The following is a 26,893-nucleotide window of genomic DNA, read 5'->3' as shown; positions in this document are numbered from 1 at the left end:
CCTTTACCCCGCGCCTTGTCCCCCCTATTCACAAGGATTCTCCGCCCTCAAATCCTCTCTCCCCATTCCACACCATGGCAAAAGCCCAAACCACACCTCAAAGCTTGCACAAAGCACAAAATCCTCCACAGCTTAAAACACCCCCTTCCCCTTTTACAGATACACGTTTTTACGCTTTTCTATTTTCACAGAAATATCTGTATAAAATGATGATACACCCCCCCTTTTTTTTTAAAAACGCCTTTAAAATCTTGCGCCCATTTTCACTTCAATCCCCACTTTAATTCCCACTTTAAATTTTAATCATAGAGATAAACCAGTTTATTCTTTTATTGAGCAGGACAAAATTTTACACGCCCATTTTGCTAATCAAAAGGGATCATAAAAAGCATTTTTACAATTTTTTAGAGAATTTTTTCCCACAAGCGATGCTTTTTTTATGATAAACAAAAATCAATTGAATGGATTCACTCTCAAAAAATTGTACATGAGAAAACTTTTTTGATTTTTGCCTTCAACATTCACAACGATAAATTATTTTTCTATGCCAATGTTTTTATATCGATATTTTTCTACCTCAATATTTTTTTGTTAAGGAGAATCATCATCAAAACGCTCATGGCTTTTCTAAAAATTTTTTAAAACAAAGCCTTCACAAAAAAGAAGAGATCGAAAAAAAAGGATAAAAAAAAAGGTTCGTTTCTCATAAACAAACCTCTAGAGAAAATTATTGAAATAATTTTCAAAATTTTAAACGACTCCCTCTAAAAGTATCTAAAATACTTCAGAAGCACCAAAATGAATACAAATAATTATCTAGCACAGAGCAAAAAAAAATCAAGAGCAAAAAATTTTATCGTTAATGCGCCCTTAACAACCGTGGGCTTTTTTTTCCCCTTATCATCACTCGAAAATCCATCCCATCTCTTCCCCTTCTTCAAGCAAATCCTTCCACATCGCATAAAAATAACGCGAATTTTTTTAAAAAAAACTTATAAGCCTCAAAACAAGCCCCTTAAGACGACAAACTGCGTTTTTTTTACAAAAGATGAAGCGCAAACAGGCATAAAAGCCAATTTTTGATAAAAGATCCTTTTGAGAAGATTAAAAATCTTGATGAAACATTGTTCCAATAAAAAAGAAGCGGATTTTTTTAACATCTCCGCTTCTTTAACTGTAAAATTATGATGAAAAATAATTAAAAAAATTCAAAACTATGAAGGGAACCAATTTGACAACAATTCATACCTTACAGGGTCATCAGCACATTGTCCGCCACCACATTCCAGTATAGTCGAAATCAAATTTGCTGCAATTAAAAACACGAATAAGAAACTTGCTGTTTTACTCAAGATTGGAAAAGAAGAAAATTCTTTAAACTTGTGCGCTAATTCGCCTAAAATCATGACGAATGCAACAGCAAAGATACAAAGGACAGAAATAATGAAGGCCCAAGTATAAAAGTGCAATCCAAAGAACGTTGAACCATATCCCAAATCATCAGGTGTGATATGCAAAAATACCTGCCTTGCAGCAACAGCACTGGTGACCATACACCCGATAATAACCATGCCATAATGGGTATTTTTCACCCTGTGGTGAATATTGAGCAAGAACCCACATCCTGCCAGCATCAATCCAACACGTTGCAGCAAACAAAGGGGACAAGGCAACTCAAATTTTACCAATTGATAATAAAAAGCGACCACCAAGACAATGGACAACCCAATCAGTCCTAGCGTATTCATAAAAATGACGAAATGAGGATTTTTTTGTTCAACATTTTCCATGGCTATTCTCTCAAAAAGATAAATTCAAAGTAGAAGTTGCGTGATGATTAAAGGTTAGAAGAATAACAACGAACAAAATAGCCCACAAAACATAACTTATATTTTTTTTGCCATACACCGTTGTTACTGCAGTGCCTAAAGCGATTAAAAATGGAAAAAACATAACTTTTAAATCTCCTTTCTTAATATCCGGTGTTTAACTGTTCTTTCTTGTTATAAAAGTTCAACATATTAAAAAATTGGGCAAAAAAGAGACCATGGATTTATTATTCACAATTCATCCTTCACTTTATATTGTCATTATATTTATGGTCTTAATTGTTACATTTATGTGAAGAAAGGATGAAAGAGATAATTGCTTCAAAATGCCTTTGAACAAAAGCATTAAAGCATTGATTATTCATGTTCTTTATATCAACAATTATTGAAAGAGTCCCTTATCCCCCATACTTAAATGGCAAAATAAAAAGCCTTTAAAATAAAAGATATCTCTCTGTTATTTTACGGGAAAAAATATCCTTATTTACAACGCAGTTTTGCCATAAAAATCTCTTTTTATCATAAATAGTGTTTCAAATTGCACCATATTGTACAATATATGGGAACGGTATTTGTTTTAGCAATAAAAAATGAGACATTTTCTAAAAACCTTATCGTCTTTTAAAGATTTTTCGAGAATATATTTTCAGCCTGTATTTTTTTCTTTTTTTCTTCAAAGTACATTCGATTTAAAAGTACAAAGGCATTCCTCAAAGGGTATTTCTAAAAAGTAAAAGACACCTCTCACTGTTTCACCACGCCCCCTCCAACCTATTGAACAGCAAAAAGTTCAAAGGACAAAGTTTCATGAGCTTTAAGAGGGTATTTTTAAACTTGCGTGACTTACCTTTAAATTTTGACCTTTCAACCTTATTTATAAAAAAACTATTTCTCTGCCATCAATTGGCTTTGCAAAGAGGGTATAAAACTCTTAAAAAACGAATGATAAAGAATCGCCTTGCATCTTTAAAAAGGATAGAGAATGATGAAGAAGTCATGTGATGTCGGGATTTTAATGGGGAGTCAATCGGATTGGCAAACGATGTGCCATAGTGCCGATATTTTGACGACTCTTGGCATTTCTCATAGTTCGCATATTGTTTCAGCCCACCGTACTCCTGAACGCCTTTATCAATTTGCCAAAGAAGCAAAATCTGCGGGTTTTAAAGTTTTAATTGCCGGTGCTGGAGGTGCAGCACATCTTCCTGGAATGCTTGCAGCGCTCACATCCCTTCCTGTTTTTGGCGTTCCAGTGCACTCACAATCTCTCTCTGGTCAAGACTCTTTGCTTTCAATCGTGCAAATGCCAGCAGGCATACCCGTTGGAACGTTAGCCATTGGCAAAGCAGGAGCCATTAATGCCGCTCTTTTAGCCGCCGCCGTTATGGCGATTTATGATCCTGATCTTGCCCAACGCTTAGAAGATTGGCGTCAGCAACAAACAGCTGGTGTCGCCCTAACGCCTGTCAGGGAGGTTTAAAATGACACTGTCTTCCAGACCCCTCCCATCGAGTACCCCCGCTTCCTCCAACGCCACGCTCTCCAGCACCCCCCTATCCAGCACCACACCCTCCAACACCATGCCCTCCAACACCATACCCTCCAACACCATACCCTCCAGCACCACACCCTCCAACACCATGCCCTCCAGCATCACACCCTCCAACACCATACCCTCCAGCATCACATCCTCCAACACCATGCCCTCCAGCACCACACCCTCCAGCACCACCCTATCCAGCACCACGCCCTCCAACACCATGCCCTCCGGCACCACACCCTCCAGTACCGCGCCCTCCAACACCATGCCCTCCGGCACCACACCCTCCAGTACCGCGCCCTCCAACACCATGCCCTCCGGCACCACACCCTCCAGTACCGCGCCCTCCAACGCCACGCTCTCCAGCACCCCCCTATCCAGCATCACACCCTCCAGTACCATGCTCTCCAACACCATGCCCTCCGGCACCACACCCTCCAGTACCGCGCCCTCCAGAACGTCCACTTCATCCAAATCCAACATGCTCCCTCCAGGTAGTGTCATTGGCTTAATCGGTGGCGGACAATTAGCACGCATGCTTGCCATAGCAGCCGCAGAATTAGGATTTCAAACGGTTATTTTTTGCCCTGAATCTGATTGCCCAGCCGCTCAAACAGCCAATAGGCATATTATTTCCTCCTATGATGACACATCCGCCTTAGATAAATTGATTGCGCAGTGTGATGTTGTCAGTTATGAATTTGAAAATCTTTCGCTTGAAACGATTCAATATGTAGAGGAAAGCAAGCCTGTTTATCCTTCTTCCAACGCCTTAGAGATCGCACAAGATCGACTTTTTGAGAAACAATTTTTAAAAGATCAAGGGATTAGCACCGCCTCATGGCATGCTGTTGATGATTTTTCTTCTCTTATTTCTGCTCTTGATGCCTTAGGCGGGCGTGGACTTTTAAAGACACGTCGTTTTGGTTATGATGGAAAAAACCAGATCAAGCTTGATCATCCCGATGAACAAGCTTGTAAAGAAGCCTTAAAAACTTTTGCGGATCAGCCTTGTATTTTGGAAGAAATCGTTCCTTTTTTATCGGAAATTTCGGTTCTCTCGGCGCGGACAAAAGAAGGGACGCATATTTTTTATGATTGTCCTGAAAACCAACATCAAAACGGCATTCTTCATAAATCCTTTGTTCCTTCTCATATTCCCCTTGAAGTACAAGAAGCCGCGCAAGATATCAGCGTCACAGTCATGGATGCTCTTAATTATGTCGGTGTTCTTTGCATTGAATTTTTTGTCTTAACGGATGGTCATCTTTTAGTGAATGAATTAGCCCCGCGTGTACATAATTCTGGTCACTGGACGCAAAAAGCCTGCATCACCTCACAATTTGAGCAGCATATCCGTGCCATTTGTGGGCTTCCCTTAGGCAGCCCCTATCGCCATAGTGATTGCCAAATGACCAATCTTCTTGGGAATAATTTGCACACTTTAAAATATTTTCTCACACAAGAGCGCACTTCAATCCATTTATATGGCAAACGCACAACCCAACCCTACCGCAAAATGGGCCACGTCATTCAATTAACGGGACCAGCAAGCAAATCGTAACTTCCCTATACAAACGTTTCCCCCATTTTTCCAATACACTAAAGAAAACAAAAACCTTCGCCGCACACACCGCTATCCAACACTTTAGCCAACAACGCCTCTAATCCTTTGCCCCTCACGGCTTTTTCTCTTCCATACCCCCCTCTAAAAAAAACAAAAAACGCACCATTCAGTAATCCAACACCTTCCCTTTTCAAAAATATCCCTCTACGACTTAAAAACTATCCTCTATCCCACTTAAGTTTTGTCTTCCCTCCACCTTTCCCCAGCATCATTCTTCCCCTATTCTATACCCTTTTCATTCCAATCTTTAAGGAATAGACTAGCCTCTTTCCCCCATAGAAAAAGCACTTGAACAATGTACTCTTCTTATCTCACGTTCCCGGCTTTTTAGTATTTATCCATCTTTTCTTTAAGTTTATTTAGACAATGAGTGATCAGAACATTATAAGGCGCATTAGTTTTATGCCTTATTTTTATGGCATTTTGCACAAAGCCTCCCCCTTCTCGTAAGTGCCCTTTATGTATGCAATAAGCTTTTCACACATTAGAAACTGTTTTCTCTCTTGGTTTAGCAATATCATTCATCAAGACCATCAAAACAGCACTTTACAAAGCTCCAAATTTTTCTTGCTTCCAAGCGACTTTCAAGAGCCACAAATAGCACCCTTAACTTTAAAAGTATAAATGTTTATTTTATTATCCTGATACTACTAAATTATATTTTTTAGCACTATCATTGTCTTAAAAACACTCATTCAGTGAAAAATACTTCATTTTTAAAAATGAAGTATTTTTTTGCTTGTATTTTATCTTAATGTATGATTTTAGTGCTGGAATAAGTTTAAATTTTTAATTATAGCAAAAACACCATGTAAAGGGGGAGTAATGGAAGGTATATCTTCAAATAAACTCAAAAATGAAAATAAAGAGGCAAATTTAAATGAGGCACAGTCTACCTCTCCTAAAAAACGTAGAGGGGGACCTTTTAGGCACATGCTATTCCTCTTTCTTTTAACCTTTCGTAAACCTATTGTTTTAGTCACAAAAGTCATGGCAGTATTTTTTTTGTTAGGTGCAGGACTTTTATCTATGATGTGTTTCATAGGAGAGAAAGGCGGAATGCCCCTATCGATCGGGATACCAATGATCATTGTTTCAGCTCTCTTTGGTATTGGCAACATGTATTTAAATTGGTATTATGATATACTTTTACTGCGTCTATCCCCAGACAATGTTAACCTTTCACTCTTTCAATAAACATCATCATACAACACCCTTTGGAAGATTAAACTTTTCTACGGCCTAGATATTAAAAGGAATTCAAACTGTCCATATTTAAAAGCCAAAGTGTATTCTCAATATATTATACTGGCTTCTTTACTGGATAGTTTGAATTCTCCATTTTCTCGACAACCCAGTGATCAAACCCACGCAGAAATAATTGGGTTACAAGGAGTTATAGGCTATTGCCCTAAAATAGAATTTTAGCATAACTTTTTACTCTAACAGTATAGATTTACATCCCTCATAAAAAATACCAGCGTCCCACTGTATTTCTGACCTCTTTGTCAGATATATACTTACAGTACTAAGCTTATCCATCTGAGAAACCTCCTCTCCCTCCTCACGAAAACAATATTACCTATGTAATATTTTCCAATGTAAGTCTTCCAAGGCTTTTAAGCGCCTCTCTTTGCCTTATAGCAATAAAGCTTAAAACTAACAGACGGAAATACATGATACACTGAAAGAAAAACATCAATTGAGCATAAGCTCTAAAACAACAACCGTTTTAAATCTCACGCATTAATACTTATCTCCTTAATATTTCTTCCCCTCTTTATATCTATCGTCTTCTTTCCTACCCCTATAAGGTACCTTATTCACATTTAAACGCCTAACGGTTTTCAAGGATGAAGAATCCTTTGCCGATCTGTCAATATTCGCGCTTTCCTTAAAGCAAGTTCAGACGACTTGCGCACTACATATTAAATGTCTTTTGGCCTATGAAACAATCATAAATATATATGAATCAGTCATAAATATAATTGTAAACACGAAATAAATCGTTTATATAAAAGAGATCGTTTATATAGAAGAATAAGGTGGGGAGTACATATCTAACAAGTAATAAGAGAAGATGTGTAATAAACGGAGTAAATCACTCATATTATAAACATAACAAGTACGGAAATCTTTTTCCGTCTTGTAAAGAATATCGTGAAGAATGGGATGGTTTACTTTATCATAGTATAAAACATTTAAGCAACCGACTGATATCAACATGACAACACAAAAGCCAAATATATCAAGCACATCATCAGAACAACAAAATAATACATATTCTCAATGGGGTTTAGTCCTTGATATACAAAGAGAAGTTAAGGAAACAATAAAATATGGTGTTGTTTCACTAAAAGAATTTATACTCATCATCTTTATAAGCGTCTGTTTATACATTTTCCTCGCAATAATAGGCAATGCGGATAAAGCTCAGATGGATGCGACAACTGCAATAGGGCTGCTATGCGTATTAATTTTGTACGGTTCGATACCAGTCTCTTTGGTGCTATACATCATCATAAAGAAGAAACTAAAAAAAGTAATAAAGCAACTGGATGAAGCTGTTGCTAACCGCAATCCACTAGGGAGAGAGAGAAATGACTGAAGCGATAATTTTAGGGAATATTCTAGGGATTATAGGCGGTTGTGCAATAATAACATTATCGGTTTGGCTTATTTATTCTATCATTAAATATCGAAAACTGTATCGTAAAGCGCTTACAGGACGAGATCTAGCGATTCAAGAAAGTAACAAAGGAATTGATAAGTAAAAAAGTCGTGAAAAATGATAGATTAAAATACGATAATCTTTATTTTGATATTTTGAGACTTATTTAATGTGATTAGAGTTCCAGTTATTGAAGGTATTAAGACACTTCATCAAAGGGGTATTTGAAACTGTAAGCATAATATTTATGTATCATATGCCAAACTACACGAAACAATATTATTTCCAACGCTAGCAAGTACGGGCGACACCTTTATAAAAAATGCACGCAAATGAAGTCATTGAGAGACGAAAATCATTAAAAAACATAAAGCAATAAATGATAACCTTTATTTTGGTAAACACGACTTTTACTTTTGCATCTCGCAAGATTTTTCTGCGTCACAACAGCCTTAACTTTAATAATAATTATTTTTTCAAAGGTCTCTAATTCCTTCATATTTTCTCTACTCTTTTTCTCTTAACAGATAGAAGTTTTTCTCTTTTTATTCATCCGCTCAACATATTTTTCGAAAAATTTTTGCCCCCCTTTCCTAATTGCTCAAATTTCTCCTTTTCAGATCAATTTTTCTTCTCTCACGCCCCTAGCTTTTTTAGTATTTTTCCATCTTTTCTTTAAGTTTTATTCAGACAATGAATGATCAAGAAATGATAATATGTATCAAAAGCTCTAGAATACCCATTAATTTTATGCCCTATTTTTATGGTATTGTACAAAGTCTCCCCTTCTCGTAAGGGGCCTTTAGTTATGCAATACTTTTATCACGTATAAGAAACTGTTTTCTCTCTCTTGGCTTAGCAATACCATTCATCAAGACCATCAAAAGGCGCTTTACAAAGCTCCAAATTTTTCTTGCTTCCAAGAGACTTTCAAGAGCAGCGAACAGCACCGCCACCCTTTAGCTCTCCTTTCTTAATAGGATTTATAGCCCAGCTCTTTTAAAAACATCACCACGTCCTTAAAAGCCCCAACCGCTCAACACTCCAACGGCTGCACTTCCTCCTAACCCTTGCCCCCTTTCAATTCTCTCCCTGATAAGGTGCTCACGCTCCTTGATAAGCCTCTTTGCCCCTCCCTCTTAAAAGAAAAAAAAACCACCCGCTTAACAGTTCAACGGCGCAACAACACGGCTTAATTCCTTCTCTAACAGAGCTTATTCATTCAAAGCTGAGAAGCTAACATTTTGTTTTCACTTTTTATCTTTATTTGGCTTATCTTTCTTTTGCTTTTTTCTCAAATATTTTTATCTTCAAAGTAAGCACCAAGTCTCCACTTTTTATTACAGCAAAGACCCTTGACAAGAATAAGGCTTTTTGTTAGATTTCGCTCACTTTTTTGCAATTTTTACTTATTCATTGTGCTGATGAAGTATATTGATGCGTACCTTGGAGGTGCGTTTTTCTTTTTGTTATCACAGTGAAAATCGTTATCACAGTGAAAAAGTGTATTGTGTCGTGTTATGATGCAATAACGCTATCACAGGGCAATGTTTGTGTTCACCACATTGTTGCTTTGTCGTTTAGTGTTGCTTTGCTATTTAGCATTGTGTTGTTATTTAGTATTGTCGTTGTAGTCTTGTAATTGTATTGTCATATTGTGTTATGTAAATTGTTTAAACGGTGAATAGGATGAAAATTAAAAATTCGCTTAAAGCACTCAAGGAACGCCATCGTAACAATCGTTTGGTGCGCCGTAAAGGACGTGTTTATATCCTCAATAAAACGAACCCACGTTTTAGAGCACGTCAGGGTTAATTTTTCCGTCAGGGCTGATTTTTTCTAAAGTGAATGGTTTAATGCCTACTTTTTGTAGGCATAGGGGTTTTTTTGAATTTTTTTGGGGGTATAAGTCGGTTGGTTACGAGTCCATTGTTTGATTACGAGTCCGCTGTTTGATAATGTATAGTGGTTTATCTTTTGAGGGCTTGTTTTTATGGGTCTTTTTATTTTAAAAGCTTTTCGATTTTTTCAGGTGTGTTTTTTCTATCTTCTTCGGCGCACTTTTTTTCTTTCTTTGATGGGGATTTTTTGTTTTATTTCTTCTGTTTATGGACAAAATCCACCTTCACTTCCTGAGGATCGTCCATCTCCACAATCGCTTTTACCCTTAGATGATCTCATCCCCAATTCTCCGCCCTCTTCCGCAACGCCCTCTGATTCTGATTCATCCGCGATGATTCTTGAAGATTTCGACTCAGAGAAGCTTTCCTTTGTTGACAGGGTTAAGCAACACAAAGAGGCAGAAATTTTACGTTTACTGAAAGAATTAAAGTATTGTGCTGATGTTGCGAAAGCAAAAAAGATCAGTCAACAACTTCAACTTTTATGGTCCCAATCGGGGAGTGAGACGATTGATCTTTTAATGTCATGGGCTGAAAACGCGATCAATAATGATGATTATGGACTTGCGCTTGATTATATTGATAATGCTCTTGCACTTTTGCCGACTTATGCTGAAGCTTGGGTAAGACGTGCTTGGATTCACATTCAACTGAATGATTTCAAACTTGCCATGCTTGATCTCAATCATGCTCTTGAACTTGAGCCGCGCAACTACATTGCCTTTTTTGAACTTGGGGTTACCATGGAAGCGACAGAGCGTCCAAAACTTGCTCTCAAAGCTTACGAAAAGGCATTAAGCATCTATCCACAAATGCAAAAGCTTCAAAAGCGCATTGAGGCTTTATTAGACGAACAATCACCACAAGCTCTTTGAACGGATCATACTTAAAACAAAACGCCTTACGTCCATTTCAAGTTTGCATAAAACGCGCCTCTCATCCTAGGCTTAATAAATTATCCTGTGAAAGCCCTGCTCCCCTCCAACACCACGCCCTCCAGCGCCACACCCTCCAGCACCACGCCCCAACACTACGCCCTCCAACGCCGCACTCTCCAACACCGCCCCTCCAACGCCGCGCCATTGGCATATGTTTTGTGCAAACTTAGAAAATAATAAAAACGAGAGGCATCCCCCTGCATGTCCTCATCATCGATAAAACAGCCTTAAAATACACTTCACAAGGTAAAAAACGTCAAAAGTGTCTCGTTTGAATCCAACAAACATCCTTGAATAAGGAATATTTCCCCTCCAGATTCCCCCTATCCAGCACCACGCTCCTCCAGCACCATGCCCTTCCAACACCGCGCCATTGGCATATGTTTTGTGCAAACTTAGAAAATAATAAAAACGAGAGGCATCCCCCTTGCATGTCCTCATCATTGATAAAACAGCCTTAAAATACACTTCACAAGGGAAAAAACGTCAAAAGTATCTCGTTTGAATCCAACAAACATCCTTGAATAAGGAATATTTCCCTTCCAGTTTCCCCCTATCCAGCACCACACACTCCAACACTGCACACTCCAACGCCACACACTCCAACACTGCACACTCCAACGCCACACTCTCCAGCACCGCGCCCCTCCAGCACCGCGCCCCTCCAACACCGCGCCCCTCCAACACCGCACTCTCCAACACCGCGCCCTCCAACACCGCGCCCTCCAACGCCACGCCCTCCAGCACCATGCCCTCCAACACCACACTCTCCAACACCGCACCCTACAGCACACACACTCCAACGCCACACCCTACAGCACACACACTCCAACGCCACGCCCCAGCACCGCCCCCTCCAACGCCACGCCCCAACACCGCACTCTCCAACACCGCACTCTCCAACACCGCATCCTCCAACACCGCATCCTCCAACGCCATACCCTACAGCACACACACTCCAACACCGCGCCCCCCAACACCACACCCTCCAACGCCGTGTCATTAGCATATGTTTTGTGCAAACTTAGAAAATAATAAAAACGAGAGGCATCCCCCTGCATGTCCTCATCATCGATAAAAAAGCCTTAAAATACACTTCACAAGGTAAAAAACGTCAAAAGTGTCTCGTTTGAATTCAACAAACATCCTTGAAGAGGAAATATTTTCCTTCCAGTTTCCCCGCAAACATTTCCGTAAAACATTAAAATCAAATCTTCTTCCAAAAGGGCAAATTAAACATTGCCCCCAAAAGACAAATCAAACATCACCCATAAAAAATTGTTTCACTCACCCCCTCACCCATCCATTATTTATTTATTTTTTTACTTTAAATAAGCCGTCCATTCATTCTTCAGCGCTTTCCAACCATCACCAGCAAGAGTGCAAAAAAAATCTCTTGTAAAACTTTATAAAAAATAAATGGTTGAAGTTATTTTATCTCTAGCAGAAGTTATGAAATTGTTTTATATTAAAGAGGGTGTTCTGCGCTTCTCGACAGGAAATAACGTATTCCTGAGACCTTAGTGATCTCCAAGGGAGCTGTCCCTGATGAAGCCCGTGGGCTTTTTCATATGGCGCCCACCTATTTGTATAGGTTCTTGGGATCAGCTTTTTCCATCGGCTGTTGTGGTTCACCCTTTTTTGCATCATTTTTTCTCCTACACTTTTCCCCCAAAAATTGACCATGCCCTTTTGCATGAGCCTCCCTTTTCTGTGAAGCTCTCTTTTCCATAAAGCAAGAGGCTTTTTTTAAGAGATCAAAATGACGATAGGCTTTAACTTCATGAGATTTGCAACAGCTGAAAAAAATAATAGCCCCTCCTTCATCGCTTCGCGCGAGCGTATATAAGAATGGTCTATTTGCGTCGTGATGCTCTTTTAATAAGAAGAGCGCACACTGTTTTCTCAGCATGCTTGTCACCATTTTCTTGAATATCTTGAAAAAAAAAGAAGAGCACGCCTTAATTTCATAAGACTTGGCTTGTTCCACGCACATGGTTCCTAATAGCGGTTTACAAAAGAGCAACCATGGCTACAATGGGGCAAGACCAACCGCTTAAATAAGTGACAAGACAATGACAAAAGTTCCCCTCTGTGAAACAGCTTCGTCGCTTCGTGCGAGAGCACGCAAGAATGGTTTATCGCGTCGTGATGCCCTTTCAACAGAAGAGCGCACGCTGTTTTCCCAGCATGCTTGTCACCATTTTCTTGAATATCTTGAAAAAAAAGGAACAGATTTTTCACGCCTCATATTAGCAGGCTATTGGCCGATTAAATCAGAAATTGATCCGCGCCCTCTCCTTGAGGCGATAGCCTCACGCAGAGGGCGTTTAGCCTTACCCGCCGTGCTTGATTCCACCACCATGATTTTTCGCGCATTTTCACCGCACATGCAACTTAAACCCATGCGTTTTGGGACCTTAGGCCCTGGTGCAGATAATGCCACTGTTATCCCCAATAATATTCTTGTTCCACTTTCTGCGTTTGATCATCACTGTCACCGTCTTGGCTATGGAGGCGGCTATTATGACCGCGCTGTAGAAGCCCTTGAAAAACAAGGACATCAAATAGCATTATGGGGCATAGGCTTTTCGTGTCAGGAGGTTTTTTCCATTCCTGCAGCCGAACATGATTTACAGGTTCAAGGAATTTTTACAGAAAAAGGTTTCTTAAAATGTTAAAATGTGATTAAAACACCTATGCGGTTTTTATTTTTGGGTGATATTGTTGGTAACACGGGTTGTCAAGTCGTTTTTGAGCATCTTCCTCAACTGATTAAGAAATGGCAGCTTGATTTTGTTGTGGTCAATGGGGAAAATGCCTCTAATGGTTTTGGTCTCTCCCAAGAGACATATCAAGATCTTTTAATGGCGGGTGTTGATGTTGTGACCACCGGCAACCATGCTTTTTCCCACAAAGAAGCCTTACAATATGCGCATGAGAGTGATCGTTTTTTACGTCCTGCGAATTTTTCGAAAGAGACTCCCGGCAAAGGTGCAGGTATTTTTACGGCTAAAAATGGTGCACGTGTTCTTGTTGCCAATTTACTGGGTCGTGTTTTTATGCCCTATAAAGTCACCGATCCCTTTGAGATAGCGGAAAATATTCTGCTCGCCTGTTCGTTAATGGAACAAGCTGATGCCATTATTTTTGACTTTCACGCAGAGACGACGAGCGAAAAGCAATGTTTTGGGCATTTTCTTGATGGTCGTGTGAGTGTTATTGTTGGCACGCATACGCATATTCCCACCGCTGATGCGCAGATTTTAGAAGGCGGCAGTGCATATTTAACAGATGCCGGCATGTGTGGTGATTACAACTCCTCTCTTGGCATGGATAAAGAAGAACCCTTACACCGTTTTCTTTACCAAACGAAACAAGATCGTTTTGAACCGGCACGAGGACCTGCCACTCTCTGTGGTTTTGCGGTTGAGATTTCAGACCGCACCGGCTTAGCAGAAAAGGTCTCAGCGGTGCGCATTGGTCCGCATTTAAAGCCTGAAGTTCCAGATTTTTGGTAGGCCAGCGCCTCCTTCCTCTTTAAAGAAGCGCCTCCTTCTTTAAAGCCGCACCCCCTTCCTTCAAGCCACACCCCCTCCTTTAAAGCCACACCTCCTCCTTTAAAACACCCCCCCTCCTTTAAGCCACACCCTTGAGCAAGCCCGCAAAGCCAATTCATAATCAAACCTTCACAACCCTCAGCCCAAAGCCACAAAGCACCTAACCCTCGCACACTTGAACAAACCGCACCTCCTCCTTTAAGCCGCGCTCTTTGATAGATCGCGCACCATTTTGCCCTTTTGAAAACTCAGCAAGAGACAATTTTTCCCCCTAAATCAATTAAGAAATCCCTCAATCATTTTCACATATTTTTTATAAGCGAACATTCATTAATATGAGTGAGGGACGATAACGTATAAAGCGACCTTTTTTCCTGTAGACAACGCTAAAGGATGATACAATATCACTATATTTATAAGTATAAATTGTGTTTACTTTAAAATTCTTAAATTTTGAAAAGTATTTGTTTGTGAAAAATAAGCCTTCTTTATTATTTATAATCTCTATTGTGTGTTTATCTATCGGTGGCTTAATTTCTACGGATATTTTTCTCCCCGCTCTTGGAGATATGCGTCAATATTACCAAGTGAGTGAATCTGAAATTCAAAGTGCAGTAGCCATTTTTTTATTCGCCTTAGCTGTTGGACAACTGATTTATGGACCGCTCAGCGATAATTTTGGACGCAAAAAGACACTTTTGTTTGGCTTATTTTTGTGGTTTTTTACCACCTTGGGGATCATTTACACCGTTCATATTCAAACTTTTTTTGCACTGCGTTTTTTACAAGGTCTTGGCGCCTGTTCTGGGATTGTTTTAAGTCGCGCTATTATAAATGATTTGATGGATAAAAAGGCTGCAGGAAGGCTTTATTTGGTTATTTTCCCTTTTGTTGGAACCTCACCAGCACTTGCTCCATTAATTGGGGGTTTGTTATTGCAAGTTTTTAATTGGCAAGCCACTTTTATCTTTTTAAGCCTTTTTATCCTTTCCACTATTTGTTTGTGTTATTTTGTCCTCACAGAGACTTTACCTCCTAACAAACGTCACTCTTTCACGCCTATAGGAGTCCTTAAGGGCAGTTTAGACGTCCTTAGAAATAAGCAATTTATTTTTTACGCATTGATCCCATGTTTTGCCTATGCAACCTATTTTGCTTACATTGTAGAGTCACCTTTTTTTCTTACAGCTTTGGGCTTATCGACTGCCTCTATTGGATATAGTTACATTGGTGTTTCTTTAACTTATGTTTTAGGCAACTTGGTTGCACGAAAATTTTTGAAGCAAGAATCTATGGAACGGACCATTCGACGTGGATATCTTATTTTTGTCCTAGGAGGGATATTATTTGGCCTCCAAATTTATGTGAGTCCGTGGCCTCTTGTCACGAGTTTGAGTGCCATTTCACTTCTAACTTTTGGCAATGGCTTCTTATTACCATTAGGGACAGCCTTGGCAATTTCCTCACATCCACAAGCAGCCGGAGCAGCATCCGGTGTGATGGGTGCGTTACAATTAGGAAGCGCAGCATTGAGCGCGGCAATTATTGGAAAAATATCCGGACATAATCCGTGGGCTTTTGCACTTTTATTGGCAACATGTTGTCTCGTGGGTTTTATCATTTATATTCGAAAAGCTAATTATTTTATCACCATAAATCAAGTTAAATAACCAAATTGGGGGGGACTATGCTTAAAAATCTTGATGTCACTTTGCGTGATGGAGGAGTTTTCTTTTTCTATCGATTACATCATTGAACATATTAAAAATCTGACAGCGGCTCAAATTGAATATATTGAAATCGGCTATCGTAAAGGGTCGTTTAAACCCATGGACAACGTAGAACAAAAGCATTTATAAATTAAGCATTGCAAGAGAGTAAAATATCTTTAGAGTTAACTAAAATGTTTTTTAAGGTTAGAAGAGGGATTCGTCCCCCTTCAAACTTTATAATTAAAAAGTGCGGGGCATTTAAACGATATGCGCATCGTGTTGTTATTGCACCGAAAAGACCAATGGGGAAGATGGGAAAGCTTTTGCTCTTCTCTTTTAAAAATCTCTTTTTTAAAAAAGAGAAAGTTGAAGGGGATAGGCTTTATTATCCGTGAAGCTTGAAGGCATATGTGGGAGGCTTATTCTGTTATGATGAATAAAATCATCAACAAATAGGCGGCAATAAATAGAGGGAGGGATTTCATGAAAAAGAAAGTTCTTGTATTACCTGGTGATGGTGTAGGACCAGAGCTCTGTGATGCAGCGCTAATGGTCTTAGAGCAATTCCACTTGCCGATTGAATTTATGTATGGTGATATTGGTTGGGAATGCTGGAAACAGACAGGAGATGCTATTCCCCAAGCGACTTGGCAAAAAATCGCTGAAAGTGATGCACTTTTACTTGGAACTGTGACAGAGAAAGGAAAAGAAGCGGCTTTAAAAGAACTTGCACCGCCTTTAAAAGAGCAAAATCTTTCCTATGTTTCTCCCCTTCTTCAACTTCGCCAAAAGTTAAGCTTATTTGCCACGGTATGTCCGATAAGATACATCATTGGTCCGAAAAAACCTTTTCAGTTTTGTGTAATCAGCGAAAAGAGTGAAGGTCTTTCTTCCAGTTTAGATTTTCGGGGGATCACGCCGGAAACATCCGCTTGGTTACAACATCCCCATTTAGCAAAATATGATCGAAAAGAAGCAGCGTGGTCCGTTTGTTTACAAACACGCTTTGGTTTAGAGCGATTATTTGAATATGCTTTTTCTTATGCACGTGGCCATGAATTTAAGCGGGTTACCTTTGCGGATAAACTGAATGTGATGCGAGAAAGTGGACAATTTGCTCAGGAAATTTTTGAAAAAATCGCACAAAACTATCCAGAAATTGAAGCCGATATTCATGATGTTGATGCAGTAGCGATGTGGATTGCAACAAAGCCAGAGCAATTTGGTGTGATTGTTGCAAACAACATGTTTGGCGATATTCTCTCAGCTCTTGCTACTGGCGTGATGGGTGGCTTGGCGCTTGCAGCCCATGCCCATGTAGGGGATAAGATTGCCTGTTTTCAACCAGCTCATGGAAGCGCACCATACTTTGCTTGGCAAAATAAAGCCAATCCTTCTGCGATGTTGTATAGTGTGTCTTTACTCTTAGAGCATTTAGGCTTTTACAAGGAAGCAAAAGAATTATCTCAAAGTGTTGATCACGTTATCCGTAGCGGAAAAACGCTCCCCCATAATCTAGGAGGGAGCGCCTCACCGCTTCAAATGGTACAAGCTGTTAGCAATTCTCTTGCAAATCCTGTTTCTTCCTATCGCGCTGCCATTATCACGGTTGGTGATGAACTTCTTTCAGGACAATATTTGAATACGAATTTACAAGATTTAAGCCAAAGTTTGGAAAAAAGAAATATTCAAGTCACGCGTCATTTTGTTTGTGCGGATCAATTACAGCAAATCAGTGAGACGATTGTTTCTTGTCTTGGACAAGAAGATCTTATCCTTATCAGTGGGGGCTTGGGACCAACCTCTGATGATAAAACCCGCGATAGCGTTGCTCAAGCTGTAAGAAAACCTTTGGTGCATCATGAAGATGTTTGGCAAACAATAAAAGGTCAATTAGAGCGGTTAAAGATTGCACCAGATAAGAATAATGCGCGTCAAGCCTTATTTCCACAAACAGCAACAGTGCTTGACAATCCGACAGGCACCGCGCCAGGTTTTTTTCTTACTTGTGATGGTAGCGCCCTTGTTGTTTTGCCTGGTCCCCCCTCCCAAGCTCTTGCCCTTTTAGAAGATTATTTACAGCAAAATGAGAAGAAATATTCTTCTCAATCGCGTGCAGAATATGCTTGGACATTGATTGGAATTGATGAAAGCACTATTGCCCATTGGGTTGATCATCATTTTGCCAATGCGCCCTTTGAGCGCCATTTTTTATGGAAAAGCCCCTATGTTTTGGTGCAATTGGTTGGTCAATCATCCACTCCCTTAGCACAGCCTTTAATTGAAGAATTTGAACATCATTTTCGCCCCCATTTGGTAGGCAGAGAAGTGACCACAGCGTCTCAACAACTCGCAAAATATGCACAGGTACATTGGTTGATTGATGATCCGCTGCTTTTAAAATATTTTCAGGCTCCAGAAAAGAGTGCAAAAAATATTCCACAGATTGAGGTTTCCGTGCACCTCTCCCCTTCCATTGAGCTGTTAGAAAAGCAGCAAGAGAGCCTTGGTCATGCGACCATAACAGTACAAATGAAAGGTTATGATGATGATCATATCACTTTTCCCTATACACGACCGCTTTTAGGTGTTGTTTTACAAGAATATGCTGCGTGGTCGGTTTTAAAAAGAGTTTTGCGAAGGGAAAACAGCCAATGAGCCGATCACACTGTTGAAATATTGAAAAAACGCTTGGAGAGAGCGCAGCTTCGAATATAGAAACCACGACGAGAGCACCCTTTGTTTGATGGAATGCGTTACTCCTCTCACCCAAAGCGCTTTATCTCAAGCCGCCTTTAAGCATAAAGGATAAGAACTTTATGATTTTTTAAATGAAGAAGAAGAGATTTTCTTGGGATATTTCTGCGCGGAAAAGGTCAACACCCGCCACCACAACATCCGCCGCCATAGCACCTGCCGCCACAACACCCACCGCCATAGCACCTGCCGCCACAGCACACGCCACCACAACACCCGCCGCCACAACACCCGCCGCCACAACACCCGCCGCCACAAAACCCGCCACCACAAAACCCGCCACCACAACATCCGCCGCCACAAAACCCGCCACCACAGCATCCGCCGCCACAACACCCGCCGCCAGCACTCCCTTCTTAAAAAAAACGATCGAATAATTTATTATGGAGAAAAAAGACTCTTTAAATTTTTTTACACTCATGAGAAATCAACCTGAAGATGATTTTCTCGCTTTCACAGATCACGCCCCTTGCCCCATTTCAAGCGGCTTTTTCATGTGTATTCCGGGAGTCTGAAAGTACTGAACCCGAGTCAGCTTTTTTGCTTTTAGTGCGCAGACACACCTGGACATGGCAAAAACTCCCGGAATCTCATGTTCCCTATAGACTAACAGATCACGCCCCCAGCCCCATTGCAAGTGGCTTTTTCATGTGTATTCCGGGAGTCTAAAAGTACTGAGTTTGGATCAGCTTTTTTGCTTTTAGTGCGCAGACACACCTGGACATGGCAAAAACTCCCGGAATCTCATGTTCCTTATAGACTAACAGACCACGCCCCTTAGCCCATTGCAAGCGGCTTTTTTATGCGTATTCCGGGAGTCAAAACACTGAGTTCGCATCAGCTTTTTTGCTTTTAGTGCGCAGACACACCTGGACATGACAAAAACTCCCGGAATCTCATGTTCCTTATAGACGAACAGATCACGCCCCCAGCCCCATTGCAAGTGGCTTTTTCATGCGTATTCCGGGAGTCTGAAAGTACTGAGCTCAGTCAGCTTTTTTTGCTTTTAGTGCGCGGACACACCTGGACATGGCAAAAACTCCCGGAATCTCGTGTTCCTTATAGACTAACAGATCACGCCCCTTGCCCCATTGCAAGTGACTTCTTTATGTGTATTCCGGGAGTCAAAAACACTGAGTTTGGATCAGCTTTTTTTGCTTTTAGTGCGCGGACACACCTGGACATGGCAAAAACTCCCGGAATCTCATATTCCTTATAGACTAACAGATCACGCCCCTTAGCCCATTGCGGAGCGGCTTTTTCATGCGTATTCCGGGAGTCTGAAAGTACTGACCTCGAATCAGCCTTTTGCTTTTAGTGCGCGGGGACACACCTGGACATGGCAAAAGCTCCCGGAATTTCGTGCTCCTTATAAAGGAGGCTCATATCTCTGTTTGGATTTTCAGGCTTTGGATTTCTCCTATAAAACTGCATTGTACAACGAGAGCCCGTGTATACTTATTGGATGTCCTTATTCATAAAATCATTTCAAAAGAGCAGTAATAAAATTTAAAGGTGTGATTTTTATCGCTCACAAATCAAACTCAAAATTGCCTTCTGTTGCTTAGGCTTGAGTTCTCTAAAACTTTTCAAAAGAGTATGCTCTTCTTTGTTGGCAATTTCATCATAGGATGTATTTTTTTCTTTCAACGAAATATCGGCATAAAAAAAGAAAATAGAGATATCTAGGATATCAGCAATTTCTTGTAGGCGCCCTGCACCAACGCGATTGATCGCTTTTTCATATTTTTGGATTTGTTGAAAGGTGACCCCTAAACGATGCCCTAATTCTTTTTGAGAAATTTTCAACATTTCTCGTCTCAAACGAATTCTTTTGCCTATCAAAATATCGTTAAAATGTGGATTTTTCGCTTTCACTTCAGGTTCCCCCTCCGGTTGCGAGCGCCCTCGCATAAGTATTCCGGGAGTCAAAAACACTGAACCCTAGTCAGCTTTTTTGCTTTTAGTGTGCAAGCACACCTGGACATAGCAAAATCTCCCGGAATTCCGGGACACCCACAAGAGTGAGTTCATTTTCACGCTAGGGTTTTAGGGGTTTTTGAATCCCTCTTGGTCGTTGCGTCTACGACCAAAGTTACCTTTTAAGGTATAAAGGAATTGAAGAAAATTTACAATAAAAATTAAAAGAGTGTTTTTTATCGGCTTAAGCAATCAAACACAAAATTGCCTTCAGTTGTTTAAGAGAGATCTGTCAAACTCTCCGGTTTCAAGTGGCTTCTTTATGCGTATTCCGGGAGTCTGAAAGTACTGAGCTCAGTCAGCTTTTTTGCTTTTAGTGTATGAACACACCTGGACATGGCAAAAACTCCCGGAATCTCATGTTCCTTATAGACTAACAGATCACGCCCCTTAGCCCATTGCAAGCGGCTTTTTCATGTGTATTCCGGGAGTCAAAACACTGAGTTTGGATCAGCTTTTTTTGCTTTTAGTGTATGGACACACCTGGACATGGCAAAAACTCCCGGAATCTCATGTTCCTTATAAAGAAGGCCCATATCTCAGTTTGGATTTTCAAGCTTTGGATTCCCCCCATAAAACTGCATTATACAACGAAAGCCCGTGTATACTTATTAGATGTACTTATTCATAAGATAAATTCAAAAGAGCAGCAATAAAATTTAAAGGAATGTTTTTTATCGGCTTAAGCAATCAAACATAAAATTGCCTCCAGTTGTTTAAGAGAGATCTGTCAAACGCCTATGCGCACTCTCCAAAACCATAAGGGAAAACCAGTAATTTATTGAGAAAACGAACAATCCTTAAAGATCAAGCCCCACAAAAATACACCTAAAAACATGCGTCACACCTTAACGCATGCCCCAAACCCCCCGTACGAGATTTGCCATGCTCTTGGGATAAGATCACACCGTTATCCGTTGAATTTTCGCGCCACATCGGGTTCATTTTTCTTCCAACCTCTAAAAAACCACGATCAAGATGATAAACACGATTAACAATTGTTTCGCCCTTTGCAGCCCCTATAATAAGATAAAGGGGCCGCAATCACCAGAGAGACAAAAAGCCACGCAAATCAGTTGCCATCACAGGGGCGCCTTGCACCTTCTCATGTTCCATGAGATGCGTTGCTCTCTCACCATCAAGCTTTATCTCTCCCTCAAACGATTGCGTTCTCAGAACACGCATAAAACGATTTTCAAAAACCGTCTCCGTGATATGGGAAATGCCTTCAGCCCCATGTCATGGAGTGCATCCCCCCAAACAACAGATATTCAAGCCATGCTTTTTAAGCAGGGTCACACCGTTATCCGTTGAATTTTCGCACCACATCGGGATAATTTTTCTTCCAACCTCTCAAAACCACGATCAAGATGATAAACACGATTAACAATTGTTTCACCCTTTGCAGCTAATGCCGCAATCACCAGAGAAACAGAAGCCCGCAAATCGGTTGCCATCACAGGAGCGCCTTGCAACTTCTCTTTTCCATAGACAGTTGCTCTCTCACCATCAAGCTTTATCTCTGCCCCTAAACGATTGAGTTCTTGAACATGCATAAAACGATTTTCAAAAACCGTCTCCGTGATATGGGAAATGCCTTCAGCCCGTGTCATCAATGCCATAAATTGCGCTTGAAGATCGGTTGGAAAAGCAGGGTATGGTCCTGTTTTAATATCAACAGGCATAATTTTTGTGACTGCTGGATTTCGCTTCACGTGAATTCCTTGCGGCTCTATTTGAATCTCAAGCCCTGTTTTTTGCAGCACTTTAAGCACGGTTGTCAGATGATTAGGGTTGGCATTTTTCAGAAAAACATCTCCCCCCGCCATTGCCACAGCCATCGCATATGTTCCCGCTTCAATTCGATCCGCAATAACGCGTATTCTTGTTCCTTTGAGTTTTTTCACCCCTTCAATGGTAAGCGTCGTTGTACCTTCACCGGTTATTTGAGCCCCCATAGCGTTTAAGGTTCGAATAAGATTTGTAACTTCTGGTTCACACGCCGCATTCTCAAGCGTGGTTGTTCCCTTTGCCATTGTTGCCGCCATCAGCAACACATGCGTTCCCCCAACCGTAACTTTAGGAAAACGATAATGTGCCCCTTTTAATCCCTTTGGGGCTTTTGCATGAACATATCCATTTTCAATAGCAATATGAGCATCTAAACTTTTCAACCCTTCAAGAATAAAATCAACAGGTCTTGTTCCAATAGCACATCCCCCAGGAAGCGAAACATAAGCCTCGCAGCATCGAGCAAGCAGTGGCCCGATAACCCAAAAACTTGCCCGCATTTTTCTCACCAATTCGTAAGACGCCCGTGTTGTGGCTATTTTTTGCGCACTAAAATGGATTGTTCTTGAATTGGTCCCATCATCATTAAGCTCTTGTCCATCAACGGCATATCCCACCCCATGATTATTGAGAATACGAATAAGCAACTCAACATCCGCAAGATGTGGAATATTTTCTAGTGTGAGCGTTTCTTCTGTCAACAGTGAGGCAATCATAAGAGGCAAAGCAGCATTTTTTGCCCCTGAAATCGGAATTGTCCCTTTAAGTTTTTCCCCACCAACAATTTGAATAGCATCCATCGTGTTTTCCCTCTTTTCCTTTGCGCCACCCCTTCCAAAGGTTTTTCTCCTTTTGAAAAGTTATGCTTTATTGATCGTTTTTTTTAAAACGTCTTCTAACGATGAGAACAAATAATTGAGACGTTTGGTTGCAAAGATGCCTTTAAAAAAACATTTTTTTGCATTTTAGAGCTCTTCTTGGGCTCTTTTTCGACTTTGCTCTTTTCGACGTTTTAAGTTTTGTCGCAATTGCTGCGCCAATCTTTCTTGACGTCGTTTTTCTTTTTCCTCTTGATGATTGATTTCATCGTGCTTTTGTTTTTGATGCATCTGTGTCATTGCGCAACCTTTTAAACAGTGTTGAGCTTCTATCCAATCAACTCACGGCTTTTAAAAATATGTTTAAGAGTATAAGAACACACTTGTCATGACATAAGATACGTTTTCTTGCAAGAATATACAAATGTTCTCTTGCCTATTTTCTGACAATATGGCACAAGACAGCGCAACGATTGAAAACGGCTGCGGTAGCTCAGTGGTAGAGCACTCCCTTGGTAAGGGAGAGGTCGAGAGTTCAATCCTCTCTCGCAGCACCATTTTATTCTTCTTGCCCATTAAGTCTTGCCCATTAAGCATCAATCTTTTCCCTCCCAGCCTCCATCAGCTTTATTCCAAGCCAGCATTCTTTAAACCATGCATTTCAATGTCTTCAAAATCAATAGCCCCCAAAATCAATGGTCTCAATGACGTGCTTAATCTCCCAAAACGCTCTGCAAACGACTTTTGAACTTAACACGCCAAGAACAGCGTACACTCCCATTGCCTCTTTCCTCTTTTCTTATCGCCCTCTTAACCTTCATGAAAAATCCCCTATTCTTCCCTCTACCCAAGCCTCTCTGTTGCAAAAGCCCATTGCCTTCACCTTAACTCTTTTAGACTTGTCGAGACATTTTCATTTTCTGAATGTTTTTCCCACGCGCTTTCATTCTGCTTATGATATAGAATCCCCTCTCCAACAAATAAAAACCCCGCCTGAGCGGGACTTTAACCTGTACCACACCTTTATTGGAATACGAGATGATCACTATCATCGTTTTCATTAAACATGTTTCTATACATATTTTTAACACAAAAACGACACATACTGATCTTTTCAACAGACATTGCTTATAAAAGCGCATTAGCAACAAAAGACAAGAAAGCCCCATGTTTAAACCCCTTATTTTATTCCCTATAGCAATAAGATTTTGCGCTCTAGCAATAAGCACAGTTTTATTCACGGATCCTGTAAAGAGTAGCTGTGGAAAAGATGGATTTTTTGTTGGGGGGACTTCTCCGATCAATTGTATTTCAAAAGAATATATAAGACAAAAAATAGAAAAGAAGCGATTGGAAATAGAACAAGAAGAGGAGTGGTCAAAGCTTGAAAAATTTTCCGTTACTTCTTGTCCAAGTAGAGAATTTCCTGTTTACCGTGGTTTTTCTATTATCGAGTGTGTATCAGAGAAAGAACTAGAACAAGATCGTTTGAAGAGAAATGAGATCAATATCATAGGATTATCTCTACAATGGTTTATTGTAGGATTCATCATAACGACGATCATGTCCATTCCAATCAATATCCTTTGGCGTTTTCGCTTTAAGATTCCAGCCTGTTTATTGACAATAATGACAGCCTTGGCGATTATGGCCATCCCCTTTATAATTGGTTGATCGTCTCTCACTCCTTTTGTAGAAAACCTTTCTCAAAATATGAAGAACATTTGGTATTTTCAAATATTTTGAACTGTATCTCCCCTCATTGAGATACAACGAGCTAAGTACAGCCATTTTTCAGCATACTTGTAACACTAAGCTTTTGATACCCCCTTCACCCCCACGTCTCCCCTTGAAACTTACCTTTTTATGGAATTTCCCCCCTCATCAACACTGTACACCTCCCCCCTCTACCTCTCTCACGCTTCATTGTCTTGCAGATACTTTACATATCCCGCTAAGCTTTCTGCCTTTTGCGGCATTGTTTTCATTTTCTTATTCTCCAAAAATCAAGCAACTGCGCGCCAACCTTTCCCCTTTCTCCATACTGGCGCCTCGCTATCGCCTCCCACCCCAACAAAACAGTACCCCTCCAAACAGCTCCCCAATGAACAAAACAAAAATACAAGCCCCCCCATCTTCTCTCTCACTGCCCCCAACATCTTGCCTTCAAAAGTCTTCCCCCACTTAAGTTTCCCCTCTCATCAACATTACACAAAATCTCTTTCTTCCTCCACCTACATCCTTGAGCTTCTCCTCCAAACACCGCCCCACTTCCCCAAGCAATACTTCTCGCACTAAATCTCTCAAGCCCCCACCAACACCCACCCCTTAGAACTTACCTTTTTACAGAACTTTTCCCCTCATCAACCCTGCACAAGATCCTCTTTTTCCCCGCCTTATTTTTGTTTTGCCCTTCAGTAAACGCCTCATTCCAAGTTTTTTTCCTTCCCCCTCTTTCAAAGCATTCTCCGTTCTTATTCCAAAGCCTGTCTCGAAACATTTAATGTGCTGGACCATCTTCTCCAAAGCCTCATTAAAACGATGAATTTCAACTTCAAGCTTACTGATATAGGCTTCATCACGATAAGCCCGTTTAATCAAAGGAGGCATATCTGGCCAATAGAGCATCAAATCCACCCATTCGCGTTGCGAAATCCATAAGCCTCCTTGACATTGTGCTTTATGTTCTGCTGGAAAATTTTTTTGCGCAAAATGAGGAATTAAAATTTCAGGTTTTTTTGTTTTAATTTCCAACAATCCATTTTTCCCCACAAAGGCATCCGGAGAAAATCCTTTTCTGCGATCATCGGCTAAAACAAAGCCAATACATTCCGGTTCTGTTTGTGTCAATTTTCCATAAAGCTGTCGCGCGCTTGGTTCTAATTCTGTCCCCCGTCGCTGAGAAAACGTTGTCCCTTCCTCAACGGTTTTTCCAGTTATTCTTTCTCCTGCCAATTTCATCATCACACTATGATAGCGTGATGTTTTTTGCCCCTGTTTTTTTTCTGCCATAACCATCTCAAACAGAGACGCTGTAATCAACCCATTGCGCGCTTTTTGCCATTCCTCTGTTCCCTGAACACAATCAATAATAATTGGCATATTTCCCCCCTTTATCTGGCTCTTTTTTTTTAACACTTATCCTCTTTAAAACATCACACTTCCCCTCCCCACATCCACCACAGACGCCTCCTCCTTCCCTCCAACTGCACAAATGCTTCACCCCCTCTTGACCCTCTCTCCATACGAGCGCCCCCTATCGCCCTCCCAACACCATCAGCCCCAAACAGCCCTCCATCTCTCAAAACGAAAGCACACACCTCTCCCCTCCGTGAAAAAACACGTGAACCTTCAATGATTCATCAACGTATCCCCATGGGGTGAACCTCTCACCCCTCCCTCGAACACACACAATACAAAAGCAGACAATACCGCCCCCCGTCTCCTCTCCCACATCCCCAACATCTTGCCTTCAAAAGGCTTCCCCTCCCTTAAGTTTTCTTATCTCTTGCTTGGGCTGCTTCCTTAAAAAATATTCCGCCATCTTCCCCAAGTAATATTTGTGACGGTTCAGCCTCTGATGCCCCTTTCAACACCCACGCCCCCCTTTCTCCATCCCCTCCTCTTACACTCATCTCACCCTGCCGACGATATGCCTACGGGAGGGACAGACTGTCCGAGCCACATAAACAACGATATCGGATTCCCGTACATCTTCAGGGGCGCGCTCGAAGTTCACGCAAGTGCAATAAACGAGGAGATGAAAATG

The 26,893-nt window shown here is 40.8% G+C and carries 26 protein-coding genes, 1 tRNA gene, 1 other RNA gene and 1 pseudogene; 15 read left to right on the top strand and 14 right to left on the bottom strand.

Annotated elements, in window-relative coordinates:
- Window positions 1-1,214: 1,214 nt before the first annotated feature.
- Together FS875_RS06720 and FS875_RS10580 are read right to left on the bottom strand one after the other, a co-directional pair.
- Window positions 1,215-1,790: a disulfide bond formation protein B gene (locus FS875_RS06720; protein WP_005774736.1), complete on the bottom strand. Its 576-nt coding sequence runs from the start codon at window positions 1,788-1,790 to the stop codon at window positions 1,215-1,217.
- A gap of 10 nt (window positions 1,791-1,800) precedes the next feature.
- Complete coding sequence (locus tag FS875_RS10580) at window positions 1,801-1,953, bottom strand: DUF5993 family protein (RefSeq protein WP_166428907.1); 153 nt, start codon at window positions 1,951-1,953, stop codon at window positions 1,801-1,803.
- An 858-nt stretch (window positions 1,954-2,811) separates the two neighbouring features.
- Here FS875_RS10580 and purE point away from each other — a divergent pair.
- Window positions 2,812-3,309, top strand: a complete 498-nt coding sequence (purE, locus tag FS875_RS06715; RefSeq protein ID WP_144754782.1) for a 5-(carboxyamino)imidazole ribonucleotide mutase — start codon at window positions 2,812-2,814, stop codon at window positions 3,307-3,309.
- Here the strand turns inward: purE and FS875_RS06710 are convergent.
- Complete coding sequence (locus tag FS875_RS06710; RefSeq protein ID WP_166428899.1) at window positions 3,286-3,843, bottom strand: pentapeptide repeat-containing protein; 558 nt, start codon at window positions 3,841-3,843, stop codon at window positions 3,286-3,288. The genes purE and FS875_RS06710 overlap by 24 nt on opposite strands.
- Window positions 3,844-3,850: 7 nt before the next feature.
- On the opposite strand from FS875_RS06710, the gene FS875_RS06705 reads away from it, so the two are divergent.
- The 4 genes from FS875_RS06705 (at window position 3,851) to FS875_RS10240 (ending at window position 7,770) form a co-directional block, all read left to right on the top strand.
- Complete coding sequence (locus FS875_RS06705; RefSeq protein ID WP_207999991.1) at window positions 3,851-4,933, top strand: 5-(carboxyamino)imidazole ribonucleotide synthase; 1,083 nt, start codon at window positions 3,851-3,853, stop codon at window positions 4,931-4,933.
- 888 nt (window positions 4,934-5,821) lie between these two features.
- Complete coding sequence (locus FS875_RS06700; RefSeq protein WP_144754774.1) at window positions 5,822-6,193, top strand: hypothetical protein; 372 nt, start codon at window positions 5,822-5,824, stop codon at window positions 6,191-6,193.
- Window positions 6,194-7,220: 1,027 nt separating this feature from the next.
- On the top strand, window positions 7,221-7,604 hold the full coding sequence (locus FS875_RS06695; protein WP_144754771.1) for a hypothetical protein: 384 nt from the start codon (window positions 7,221-7,223) through the stop codon (window positions 7,602-7,604).
- The gene (locus FS875_RS10240; RefSeq protein WP_166428906.1) at window positions 7,597-7,770 is read left to right on the top strand and encodes a hypothetical protein; all 174 of its coding nucleotides are present in this window, start codon (window positions 7,597-7,599) and stop codon (window positions 7,768-7,770) included. Before FS875_RS06695 ends, FS875_RS10240 begins: the two co-directional genes overlap by 8 nt.
- A 703-nt stretch (window positions 7,771-8,473) precedes the next feature.
- On the opposite strand, the gene FS875_RS10235 is transcribed toward FS875_RS10240, so the two are convergent.
- The gene (locus FS875_RS10235; protein WP_166428905.1) at window positions 8,474-8,623 is read right to left on the bottom strand and encodes a hypothetical protein; all 150 of its coding nucleotides are present in this window, start codon (window positions 8,621-8,623) and stop codon (window positions 8,474-8,476) included.
- Window positions 8,624-9,356: 733 nt separating this feature from the next.
- Here FS875_RS10235 and ykgO point away from each other — a divergent pair.
- Together ykgO and FS875_RS06685 are read left to right on the top strand one after the other, a co-directional pair.
- Complete coding sequence (gene ykgO, locus FS875_RS06690) at window positions 9,357-9,482, top strand: type B 50S ribosomal protein L36 (RefSeq protein ID WP_004863016.1); 126 nt, start codon at window positions 9,357-9,359, stop codon at window positions 9,480-9,482.
- Between the two features lie 178 nt (window positions 9,483-9,660).
- Window positions 9,661-10,443, top strand: a complete 783-nt coding sequence (locus tag FS875_RS06685) for a tetratricopeptide repeat protein (protein WP_144754768.1) — start codon at window positions 9,661-9,663, stop codon at window positions 10,441-10,443.
- A 616-nt stretch (window positions 10,444-11,059) separates the two neighbouring features.
- Here FS875_RS06685 and FS875_RS10230 read toward each other — a convergent pair.
- Both FS875_RS10230 and FS875_RS10225 read right to left on the bottom strand, forming a co-directional pair.
- Window positions 11,060-11,302 carry a hypothetical protein gene (locus FS875_RS10230; protein WP_166428898.1) on the bottom strand — a complete coding sequence of 81 codons (243 nt, stop codon included), beginning with the start codon at window positions 11,300-11,302 and terminating at the stop codon, window positions 11,060-11,062.
- Window positions 11,290-11,445, bottom strand: a complete 156-nt coding sequence (locus tag FS875_RS10225) for a hypothetical protein (protein WP_166428904.1) — start codon at window positions 11,443-11,445, stop codon at window positions 11,290-11,292. The genes FS875_RS10230 and FS875_RS10225 overlap by 13 nt, the downstream gene beginning before the upstream one ends.
- A gap of 537 nt (window positions 11,446-11,982) precedes the next feature.
- Between FS875_RS10225 and ssrS the strand changes: the two genes are divergently transcribed.
- The 6 genes from ssrS to FS875_RS06655 all read left to right on the top strand — a co-directional run bounded on the left by ssrS (window position 11,983) and on the right by FS875_RS06655 (window position 18,436).
- A non-coding RNA gene (gene ssrS, locus FS875_RS06675) (6S RNA) lies at window positions 11,983-12,143 on the top strand.
- Between the two features lie 438 nt (window positions 12,144-12,581).
- Window positions 12,582-13,187 (top strand): 5-formyltetrahydrofolate cyclo-ligase, encoded by a 606-nt coding sequence (locus FS875_RS06670; RefSeq protein ID WP_144754762.1) that lies wholly within the window; start codon window positions 12,582-12,584, stop codon window positions 13,185-13,187.
- Between the two features lie 18 nt (window positions 13,188-13,205).
- Window positions 13,206-14,027 carry a TIGR00282 family metallophosphoesterase gene (locus FS875_RS06665; protein WP_144754785.1) on the top strand — a complete coding sequence of 274 codons (822 nt, stop codon included), beginning with the start codon at window positions 13,206-13,208 and terminating at the stop codon, window positions 14,025-14,027.
- A gap of 509 nt (window positions 14,028-14,536) precedes the next feature.
- A complete protein-coding gene (locus FS875_RS06660) occupies window positions 14,537-15,736 on the top strand; it encodes a multidrug effflux MFS transporter (RefSeq protein WP_144754759.1) in 1,200 nt (399 codons plus the stop codon).
- A 30-nt stretch (window positions 15,737-15,766) separates the two neighbouring features.
- Complete coding sequence (locus FS875_RS10220) at window positions 15,767-15,925, top strand: hypothetical protein (protein WP_166428897.1); 159 nt, start codon at window positions 15,767-15,769, stop codon at window positions 15,923-15,925.
- Between the two features lie 336 nt (window positions 15,926-16,261).
- The gene (locus FS875_RS06655; RefSeq protein WP_144754756.1) at window positions 16,262-18,436 is read left to right on the top strand and encodes an isocitrate/isopropylmalate family dehydrogenase; all 2,175 of its coding nucleotides are present in this window, start codon (window positions 16,262-16,264) and stop codon (window positions 18,434-18,436) included.
- 169 nt (window positions 18,437-18,605) lie between these two features.
- Here FS875_RS06655 and FS875_RS06650 read toward each other — a convergent pair whose 3' ends face one another.
- The 5 genes and pseudogenes from FS875_RS06650 to FS875_RS10215 form a co-directional block, all read right to left on the bottom strand.
- Window positions 18,606-18,884 carry a hypothetical protein gene (locus tag FS875_RS06650; RefSeq protein ID WP_144754753.1) on the bottom strand — a complete coding sequence of 93 codons (279 nt, stop codon included), beginning with the start codon at window positions 18,882-18,884 and terminating at the stop codon, window positions 18,606-18,608.
- A 1,175-nt stretch (window positions 18,885-20,059) separates the two neighbouring features.
- Window positions 20,060-20,413 (bottom strand): helix-turn-helix domain-containing protein, encoded by a 354-nt coding sequence (locus tag FS875_RS06640; protein WP_166428903.1) that lies wholly within the window; start codon window positions 20,411-20,413, stop codon window positions 20,060-20,062.
- Window positions 20,414-21,417: 1,004 nt separating this feature from the next.
- Window positions 21,418-21,748: pseudogene (locus FS875_RS10575) on the bottom strand (UDP-N-acetylglucosamine 1-carboxyvinyltransferase); the annotation flags it as partial.
- A gap of 62 nt (window positions 21,749-21,810) precedes the next feature.
- Window positions 21,811-23,106, bottom strand: a complete 1,296-nt coding sequence (gene murA, locus FS875_RS06625) for a UDP-N-acetylglucosamine 1-carboxyvinyltransferase (protein WP_144754747.1) — start codon at window positions 23,104-23,106, stop codon at window positions 21,811-21,813.
- Window positions 23,107-23,271: 165 nt separating this feature from the next.
- Window positions 23,272-23,424, bottom strand: coding sequence for a hypothetical protein (locus FS875_RS10215; RefSeq protein ID WP_166428902.1), 153 nt, complete (start codon window positions 23,422-23,424; stop codon window positions 23,272-23,274).
- A gap of 182 nt (window positions 23,425-23,606) precedes the next feature.
- Here FS875_RS10215 and FS875_RS06620 point away from each other — a divergent pair.
- Both FS875_RS06620 and FS875_RS10370 read left to right on the top strand, forming a co-directional pair.
- A tRNA-Thr gene (locus tag FS875_RS06620) sits at window positions 23,607-23,681 on the top strand.
- A gap of 793 nt (window positions 23,682-24,474) precedes the next feature.
- Complete coding sequence (locus FS875_RS10370; protein ID WP_144754744.1) at window positions 24,475-24,798, top strand: hypothetical protein; 324 nt, start codon at window positions 24,475-24,477, stop codon at window positions 24,796-24,798.
- Window positions 24,799-25,467: 669 nt separating this feature from the next.
- Here the strand turns inward: FS875_RS10370 and FS875_RS06610 are convergent.
- The 3 genes from FS875_RS06610 to FS875_RS10200 all read right to left on the bottom strand — a co-directional run bounded on the left by FS875_RS06610 (window position 25,468) and on the right by FS875_RS10200 (window position 26,759).
- Complete coding sequence (locus tag FS875_RS06610; RefSeq protein ID WP_144754741.1) at window positions 25,468-26,226, bottom strand: lambda exonuclease family protein; 759 nt, start codon at window positions 26,224-26,226, stop codon at window positions 25,468-25,470.
- Between the two features lie 53 nt (window positions 26,227-26,279).
- Entirely contained in the window at window positions 26,280-26,444 is a 165-nt protein-coding gene (locus FS875_RS10205; protein WP_166428901.1) for a hypothetical protein, read from the bottom strand.
- Window positions 26,445-26,615: 171 nt separating this feature from the next.
- The gene (locus FS875_RS10200) at window positions 26,616-26,759 is read right to left on the bottom strand and encodes a hypothetical protein (protein ID WP_166428900.1); all 144 of its coding nucleotides are present in this window, start codon (window positions 26,757-26,759) and stop codon (window positions 26,616-26,618) included.
- Between the last annotated feature and the right edge of the window lie 134 nt (window positions 26,760-26,893).

This window comes from Bartonella saheliensis (assembly GCF_902162175.1).
This window is presented reverse-complemented; position numbering and strand designations above follow the sequence as displayed.